This is a genomic window from Gracilimonas sp. (assembly GCF_035704785.1).
Classification (GTDB): Bacteria; Bacteroidota; Rhodothermia; order Balneolales; family Balneolaceae; genus Gracilimonas.
This window is the reverse complement of the sequence record NZ_DASSWP010000107.1, coordinates 1-9,026: the sequence shown is the minus strand read 5'-3', so window position 1 is coordinate 9,026 and position 9,026 is coordinate 1. Positions and strand designations below refer to the sequence as shown.

Here is a 9,026-nt window from a genome sequence, read left to right as displayed (position 1 = left end):
ACCCCCATCATCATGGCGATATGGGTGTCGTGTCCACAGGCGTGCATTACCCCAACTTCTTCTCCCTGGTACATTCCGGTTGCAACGGATTTAAAAGGAACATCCGTACGCTCAGTAACAGGAAGAGCATCAATATCTGCGCGTAATCCGATTACGGGTCCGGGTTTTCCTCCTTTCAGAATTGCAACCACTCCGGTATGGGCCACTTCTGTTTCAACTTCTAACCCCAATTCATTCAGGTAATCTGCGATGTAGGCTGCGGTTTCAAATTCGCGATTGGAAAGTTCGGGGTTTTCATGGAAATGCCGTCGCCATTCGATGACCTGCTCTTCAATTTCATCGGCCTTTAGGTCGATGATCTGTTTGAGGTCTTGGGCGTATGCTGTAAATGCTAAAAGGGAGATTAAGAAAAGCAGTAACGATTTTTTCATAAGTAAGGAATGGTGTTGGAATTTAAATGAATGATAGTAAGTAATCAGCTAACAAATTGAAAATAACCTCCCCTGCGGTAGAGACACGATGCATCGTGTCTCTACCGCAGGGGAATGGAAAAGCCTTACAAATGGAAAATCTCATCCAGCTCAAAAATATGGTAGCCGGGCGGACATTTATGCAATGAATTGATCATGCCTTCTGCAACTTTTTTACCTAGAATAGGGCGGTACTTTTTTAATCCCGGGATCTTTGTGAAGAGACGAGCCATCAGTAACCCAGATTTCTCACCGGGCCGGCTCTCATTTCGGTCTCCATCCAAAATAGAAGGGCGCATAACAGTGATCAATTCAAAAGGAAGTTCCTTAACAGCATCATCCAATTCGCCTTTGAGACGGGAATAAAACATGCGGGATTGATAGTCAGCTCCAGCGGAAGAAACCAAGGAATATTTCTTTACCCCGTTTTCAGCTGCAGCCTTTGCCACCTCATATTGGTAAGTGAAATCAATGGTGTATTGTGCCTCCTGACTCCCGGCTTTTTTAACAGTAGTTCCCAAAGCAGAATATAATTCATCCCCGGTTATAAGATCTCTCCATTCATCCATCTTGTCAAAGTCGATGATATGCTCTTCCAGTTTGGGATGGCTAATGCCGGTGCTGCGTCGATGAAAGACCTTCACTTTTTGATAGCGTTCTTCTTCCAAAAGCAGATCCAAAACTTCTGAACCGACAAGGCCGGTGGCTCCAATAACGATGGCTGTTTTGTTCATAGATTTTTTGAAAGTTGATAGGGTGAAAGTTGATGTTACTTAATTATAGCTTGGGTTGCACTCAATGAAACTATCACCCTATCAACTTTCAACTATCTCTCTATTGCTTCGAGAACACGTTTTACCACACCATCCATTGCACCGCCATTGATCCAGCGGGCTACAATTACCAGATCATTTTCCTGATCTACATATACCATATTCGTTCCGGCACCAAGGTGGAAGAATGCTGAAGTTGGAGCGCTTGGCAACCGATCCTTATTTACATTTAAAAACCAGTTCATGAAACCGTAATTAGTGTTAGCCTCGGTTGGAGTTTGGGCCATTTTATTCCATTCTTCGGAGATGATCTGCTCGTCTTTCCATTTCCCATTTCGAAGGGTAAGCAAACCAAAACGCCCCTGATCTCTTGCACTGATAAACATTCCGCCACCCCAGTGTCCGCCGCCGCTCACAGCCTGCATTTGCTGTCCGTCTATGATGACCCAGGAATTTTCATAGCCCATCCATCGCCAGGTTGGGGAGGCACCGATCTTATCCAGCACTTCTTCACGGAGCACTTTGGGAAGTGGCTCACGCAGTACATTCATGGCGGCTAAAGCCAGCAGATTTACCCGTGTATCATTGTATTCAAATACAGATCCCGGTTCATTTCGCTCGCGGGTCATCCACTGTGCGCGATCTCCGGAAGGTCGGTCTGCCCAGTCCGGCTTTCCCCACAATGTTCCTTCCCAATCAGAAGTCTGCCGAAGCAGGTGATTCCAGGTGATCCTGGAATTATGCTCTCCTTTGAAGGGCTCAAAAACGGTGGGTTCTTTAAAAGCATCGGCTTTGTTTTGATTGTTATCCCACTCCATAAAATAGATAGGAGCCATATATTGATCTACTTTATCGTTTACGTCTCTTATCAATCCTTGATCATAAGCAATTCCCATTGTGGTTGTTAAAAAACTTTTGGTAACACTATGGGTCATATCAACCCGAAAAGGTTCTCCCCACTCAGCAATGATGTATCCATTTTTGATGATGATCCCGGTTTGTTCGCCCCGATCTTTGAAGGGCCCTATGCCATCCCCAAACGGTTCACGCCCAAAGGTGCCATAGTGATTTTCCTCCATGCTGCGGGGATTGTCGGTTTCTTCAGCTTGAGCGTATTCAATGGCTTCCTGTATCTTATCTGCATTTAATCCCACTTCTTCAGGAGAACGTTTTTCCCAATCACCCCAATTTCCGGGATAATATATGTCCTGGGCAGCAAGAGAGGTTGGGAGTAAAAAAAGTATAAGCAGAAGGAGATGGAGCTTTTTCATCAGATCAGTTTGATTTCGGTTCGCCCTAATTTCAGAGCAATCAAGAAGAATTCCAAAAGGTGTTACAGGTTTTCAAAATAATTACTACACTCAGGCATTATTTCAACCAATATAAACATCTGATGCTACTCACAGTTCTTATCCTCACTACCGCTTTTTTGCTGAACTTGTTTTTGCCATGGTGGAGCATCGCCATACCGGGCTTGATCTTTGGTTACCTTTTAAATGAAAAAGCACTCCTTTCTTTTAGCTTGGGTTTTTTAGCCCTATTCCTGCTTTGGGGCGGACAGGCTCTCTACATTCACATCGCCAACGATGCCATTCTTTCCTCACGAATTGCGGAAATGCTTTCATTAGGTTCACCCATTTTAGTGATATTGATCACCGGAATTTTGGGAGGCTTGATAAGCGGATTGGCCACGCTTACGGGAGCTTTGGTGAAGCAGACGCCCAGGAAGTTTGATTGAGGGTTTAAGATAGAGGTTTACTCAATTATTACATCTCTATACTCAACGGAGTAGGTAAAGTCAGCATTTGGGTCTGAATTTTCTTTGGTGAAAATGAGAGTATTTTCTAGTGTGGCCATCACGCGATTTCTGATGGGGACCTCTTCTATAAAACTCCCTTCATGGGAATAGAATTGTAAAAACATTTCGGGCTCTTCATTTTCCCGAGCCGCTCTCAAATTCACCATTAGGGCGATCCAATCTTCGGTTACTAATAGGTTGCTCACAAAATCAAATTCACCCCTGATTACTTCTAAAAGTTCGTTCACATTTTGCCCCGCATTTTCCAGTTCCTTCTTCTTTACATCTATTTCCAGCGGGAATGACTCGAAGGTATAATCTTGCAGATCAATGGAATAAAGGCTGTCGGTCAGGGGATAATAGGTGAACAGTTTGCCGTCAAAAGCTTGCATTCCAAGTGTATTAGATCGGATACTGATAATGGTTTTAGCAGCGTCAATTTGTCCAAAGGTAAGATTCAGTGGTTCACTGCTTTCATCTTCAAAAATTCTATGAGCCAGATTTGTGGAGTCGGGTGTCATAGACATGTATGATGTATTCGCTACAATAAAAGACGGTGAATTTTCTTCTTTATAGAGATAATAAGAACCTCTCAGATTTTCATTATTTATTTCTTCTATGCATTCACCTGAATCCAAATCATAGGTAATGATTTTAGTTTGGCTTGCATCCAACACATACAGGTTTTCCACGGTGGCTTCAATAGCTGAAATTTCTTCATACTCGCACGGGCCTTTCCCAACTCCCCCATAAGAAGCCATCATAATATGATCCTCAAATAGATAAACACCGGGGGAATTATCCATGACCACCCAGGTACTTTCATCCAATACTTTCACATTCCCAATACTTCCAATCAGATTTAGCTCATCATTTAAGACATGCTCTTCTGTAACATCTGAAAGGGAGATAGAGATATTAGGGTTGTTTGAAGATGAAGCTTCATCTGAAAAACAGCCTGAAAAGCATAAAAGAACTGAAGCAGTGATTATTATGTAAACCCGAATAGGAAACATTACAATTGAATTTGTTGCGATTAAGTTAGTATATAGGGAATAATTGGTTTTAAATAAAATTCACAAATACTGTAATCAAAAATTGAATCCAACATCTCCACTCCTTATCTTAGGCAAACTTCAAAAAAGCTCATACCAAAATTAACGATTTAGCAATCCATAGCTTTGAAGCACTGCCAACGCACACCCAAAAATGGAGGTCGTGCGATTGATGGCATTTTCATTTGCCCATACAAATTTTCAAATCCGACACGGTTTCCGTAGTCGGATTTTTTTTGAACTAAAAATTCTTTCCTCATTTTTATTGATTACTAATTACGATGGTCCGCATCGTAACCAATTGTCCCTTTGGCAACATCCACCCTCTCCTTTGTTTCCTCTCCCGAGAGAGGAAGGCTCATTAATTAGTACCATATTTAGTGTAGAACTTTTCCCCTCCTTGGAGGGGATTAAGAGGAGGATCAATGTATCCAGAACCCAAGCAGTTTTTAGCACAATCGATATTCCCCAAAAACCAATTTCACCAACCCAGAACTACATCTAATCCATGTCATTAAACGAAAGAAAAAAAGCCATACTTGCACTCTCCGACGGAACCGTTGTCCATGGCAAGGCCGTTGGCCATGAAGGCATCACGGGCGGCGAGCTGTGTTTTAACACCAGTATGACCGGCTATCAAGAGATCTTTACGGACCCCAGTTACTACGGTCAATTGATGATGATGACCTATCCGCACATTGGTAACTACGGAACCCAGCCGCGCGATGATGAAGCCCGAAAAGTGATGGTGGCCGGTATCATCTGCCGAGCTTTTTCTCACGAGTACAGTAATCCAATGGCGGACCGCAGTCTTCAGGAATACCTTGAAGACAATGAGATCACCGGCATTTCAGGTGTTGATACCCGAAAGCTGGTTCGCCACGTTCGCGAAAAGGGTGTGATGAATGCCGTGATTTCAAGCACCGAAATGGATGAAAAAAAACTGGTGCAAATGGCTAAGGATTGGGAAGATATGGAAGGCCTGGAACTGGCATCCAAAGTTACCCGGAGTGAAGCTCAAACCGTAAATGGAAAAGATGAATTCAGGGTGGCAGCATTTGATTATGGCATCAAACAGAACATCATCAACAATTTGAATAAGCGAGGATGTACGCTAAGGATTTTTCCAGCAAAGACACCGATCGAAGAAATAAAGGCCTGGGAAGCTGACGGATATTTTTTCAGCAATGGCCCCGGTGATCCAACAGCAACCGCTGAGTATGCACTTGAAGCCGTGAATTATGCGAAGAAAACTGGTAAGCCGGTATTTGGAATTTGCCTCGGTCATCAGCTGATGGCGCTCAGCGAAGGACTCAAAACTACGAAGATGTTTGTTGGACACCGCGGAGCAAATCAGCCCGTGAAAAATCTGGAAACAGGACTTGTTGAAATTTCAACCCAAAACCATGGGTTTGCTGTGGATGAGGATTCACTAGATGAGAAGATCGCTGAAGTAACCCACATAAATCTGAATGATGGAACTATTGAAGGGTTGAAGTTCAAAAACTTCCCGGGATTTTCGGTGCAATATCACCCCGAAGCTTCACCTGGCCCGCATGATTCAGCGTATCTGTTTGATCAGTTCATAGATATGATGAAGAAATAGATGTAAGACATTAGACAATAGATAAAAGACGACCCGGAATAATTACTACACCCATAACGAATTAACAAAGAACGAAACCAAAACATGCCCAGACGAGACGACATCCATAAAATTTTGATCATCGGTTCAGGACCTATTGTAATTGGCCAGGCTTGCGAATTTGATTACTCAGGCTCACAAGCTTGCCGCTCTCTACAGGAAGAAGGATATGAAATTGTACTCATCAACTCGAATCCGGCTACCATTATGACGGATCCGATCATGGCTGATGCCATCTACATGCTGCCGATGACCACCGATTCCATCCGGGAAATTGTAGCCAAAGAAAAACCCGATGCCGTACTCCCAACCATGGGCGGGCAGACAGGACTAAATCTTTGCCGCGATTTGGAGAAAGAGAATTTTTGGAAAGATAATGACATCAAGATCATTGGCGTGGATATTGATGCGGTTGAGTTAACTGAAGATCGCCAGCTGTTCCGGGATAAAATGGAAGAAATTGGGATTGAACAGTGTAAAAGTCGTACCGCTCAATCTCTGCTGGATGCGAAAGAAATCAAAGAGGAGCTGGGTGGTCTTCCGATCGTTATCCGACCGTCTTTCACGATGGGGGGAGCGGGTGGCGGTATCGTTTGGAATGAGGATGAATTTGAGCGAAAAGTACTGCGTGGGTTGGAAATGAGCCCTGTTCACCAAGTGCTGATCGAGGAATCTATATTTGGGTGGAAGGAATTTGAGCTGGAGTTATTGCGGGATGCTAACGACAACGTGATCATCATCTGCTCCATTGAAAATATGGACCCAATGGGTGTTCACACGGGAGACTCTGTAACAGTAGCTCCTACGCAGACCCTTTCCGACAAACAGTTACAGCAAATGCGTGATGCCGCCATCAAGATGATGCGTAGTATCGGAACCTTTGCCGGAGGGTGTAACGTGCAGTTTGCGATGGAGCCGGGAAGTGATCGGTTGGTAGCAATTGAGATCAACCCACGGGTAAGCCGATCTTCAGCACTGGCTTCCAAAGCAACAGGGTACCCGATCGCGAAAGTGGCTACAAAGCTAGCGGTTGGCTATACACTGGATGAACTCAAAAACCAGATCACCGGAACTACCTCAGCCTGCTTTGAACCAAGTATCGATTATGTAGTGTGCAAAGTGCCACGCTTCAACTTTGACAAATTCCCCGGAGTGGATGAAGAACTTTCAACCCAAATGAAAGCCGTAGGTGAAGTGATGTCCATTGGCCGAAACTTTCCGGAAGCACTGAACAAAGCGTGGCAATCCCTGGAAGTTGGTCGCGATGGATTAGGAGCTGACGGCTATGAAGAATTTGACAGAAAGACAGTTCGTGAACGTTTACTAAAACCCTATTGGGATCGCTCCATGCAGATCCGAAATGCATTCAAAATGGGAGCTTCCGTTGAAGAAATAGCTGATATCACGAAAGTAGATCCATGGTTTCTGCAGCAAATTCGCTATATGGTCTCGCTGGAAAATCGCACCGAAGGACAAGCGCTGAAAGAGATCTCCAAAGAGGATTTCTTTGAGTTGAAACAAGCCGGATTTTCGGATTCTCAGATCGCCTTTCTGTTGAGTAAAAGCGGTGAAAAAGTTTCTGATACAAAAGTTCGAGAACGAAGAAAAGAACTTGGTTTGACACCATCCTTCAAACTGGTAGATACTTGTGCTGCCGAGTTTCCGGCGCAGACTCCCTACTACTATTCCGCTTATGAAGGAGAAACCGAAAGTGAAGTCACCGACAAGAAAAAGGTGCTCATTCTGGGAAGCGGCCCGAACCGAATTGGTCAAGGGATCGAATTCGATTATTCTTGTACTCACGCGGTCTTGGCGGCCAAAGAAATGGGATACGAGTCCATAATGGTGAATTGTAATCCAGAAACGGTTTCCACCGATTTTGATATTGCCGACAAGCTTTACTTCGAGCCGGTGTATTGGGAACGTGTGTTGGATATCATCGAGCACGAAAAACCGGAAGGGGTGATTCTGCAGGTGGGTGGACAGACGGCCCTCAAACTCGGCAAACGTTTTGTGGAAGAAGGAATTAAAATCTTCGGAACTGCTTTTGAGATGATCGACTTTGCGGAAGATCGCGGGGAGTTCTCCAAATTCTTGAAGAAATTGGACATTCCATTTCCGGAATATGGAACGGCAAGAGAAGTGGAAGAGGCCGTTAAAATAGCAGACAGAATTGGCTATCCGGTGCTCATCCGGCCAAGTTATGTGCTGGGTGGACAGGGAATGCGGATCGCCGTGAAGGAAGAAGAGCTGCGAAAATACGTCGCCAATATCCTGAAAACCCATCCTGAAAACGCTTTCCTCATTGACAAGTACCTTGAGCACGCCATTGAGGTGGATGTAGATTCAGTATATGATGGAGATCAACTTCATATCGCGGGAATAATGCAGCACATAGAACCGGCCGGTGTTCATTCCGGAGATTCAACAGCCGTACTTCCTCCGTATTCGTTAAGTGATGAGATCATAAAAATCATCGAAGATCATCAGGAGAAGATTGCGAAGAACATGGAAATTCTTGGATTCCTGAATGTGCAGTATGCCGTGAAGGATGACAAAGTATATGTACTGGAAGCCAATCCCCGAACTACCCGAACTATCCCGTTTCTGGCCAAGGCCACCCAACGACCGGAAGCCGCCATCGGAGTGAAGGTGATGCTTGGTGCCAAGCTCAAAGAGTTCGATCTGGAATCCAAACTCGAAAACTGGGCGATCAAAGAGCCGGTCTTCCCATTCGATAAATTCCCGGAAGTGAAGAAAGAGCTTGGGCCGGAGATGAAGTCAACCGGGGAAAGCATCTACTTTGCAAAAGACTTTAATGACGAGCACTTTAAGAAGCCGTATGAGTTTAAGAGTCTTTATTTATCGAAGTAAGGATCATAGATTTGCTGGATTGAAGGATTTTGGGATTTTAGTGTAAGGAATAGAGTTGGAATCGCTCTAACTATTGAATAAAAATTCAATAGTTTATTATGACGAATACTCAAACTCCTGATTTCAAATACAAGAATCTTACCGGTAAGATCATTGGTGCTGCGATGAATGTTCACTCGGAGCTAGGGAATGGGTTTCCGGAAATTATCTATCATCGTTCAATGATCCATGAATTAACAATTCAGGGATTAAGCTTTGAAAGTGAAATTTCTATGCCTCTTTTCTATCGGAATGCTAAAGTGGGAAGTAGGAGAGTTGATTTTCTCGTTGAGGAGAAAATATTGGTTGAATTAAAAGCGGTTGGAGAAATTAATGATCAGCATATCTCTCAGGTTTTAAACTATTTAAAAG

Annotated in this window: 8 protein-coding genes; 4 read left to right on the top strand and 4 right to left on the bottom strand. The window is 44.0% G+C overall.

The features are described from left to right. From VFM80_RS06545 to VFM80_RS06535, 3 genes are all read right to left on the bottom strand, one after another. Nucleotides 1-431: M20/M25/M40 family metallo-hydrolase (locus VFM80_RS06545; protein WP_395070757.1), on the bottom strand; the 431-nt coding region annotated here is incomplete at its 3' end. A gap of 125 nt (nt 432-556) precedes the next feature. Then, nucleotides 557-1,204, bottom strand: coding sequence for an NAD(P)H-binding protein (locus VFM80_RS06540; protein WP_395070756.1), 648 nt, complete (start codon nt 1,202-1,204; stop codon nt 557-559). A gap of 92 nt (nt 1,205-1,296) precedes the next feature. Next, nucleotides 1,297-2,514, bottom strand: coding sequence for a serine hydrolase domain-containing protein (locus VFM80_RS06535; RefSeq protein WP_395070755.1), 1,218 nt, complete (start codon nt 2,512-2,514; stop codon nt 1,297-1,299). Between the two features lie 122 nt (nt 2,515-2,636). Here VFM80_RS06535 and VFM80_RS06530 point away from each other — a divergent pair, with 122 nt between their 5' ends. Further along, nucleotides 2,637-2,981 (top strand): hypothetical protein, encoded by a 345-nt coding sequence (locus VFM80_RS06530; RefSeq protein ID WP_395070754.1) that lies wholly within the window; start codon nt 2,637-2,639, stop codon nt 2,979-2,981. A gap of 17 nt (nt 2,982-2,998) precedes the next feature. On the opposite strand, the gene VFM80_RS06525 is transcribed toward VFM80_RS06530, so the two are convergent. Then, a complete protein-coding gene (locus VFM80_RS06525) occupies nt 2,999-4,057 on the bottom strand; it encodes a 6-bladed beta-propeller (protein WP_395070753.1) in 1,059 nt (352 codons plus the stop codon). Nucleotides 4,058-4,604: 547 nt separating this feature from the next. Here VFM80_RS06525 and carA point away from each other — a divergent pair. From carA to VFM80_RS06510, 3 genes are all read left to right on the top strand, one after another. Beyond that, complete coding sequence (gene carA / locus VFM80_RS06520; protein ID WP_395070752.1) at nt 4,605-5,702, top strand: glutamine-hydrolyzing carbamoyl-phosphate synthase small subunit; 1,098 nt, start codon at nt 4,605-4,607, stop codon at nt 5,700-5,702. Nucleotides 5,703-5,786: 84 nt separating this feature from the next. Further along, nucleotides 5,787-8,615: a carbamoyl-phosphate synthase large subunit gene (gene carB / locus VFM80_RS06515; RefSeq protein ID WP_395070751.1), complete on the top strand. Its 2,829-nt coding sequence runs from the start codon at nt 5,787-5,789 to the stop codon at nt 8,613-8,615. 98 nt (nt 8,616-8,713) lie between these two features. Further along, nucleotides 8,714-9,026 (top strand): GxxExxY protein (locus tag VFM80_RS06510; RefSeq protein ID WP_395070750.1); only part of this gene is annotated, 313 nt, incomplete at its 3' end.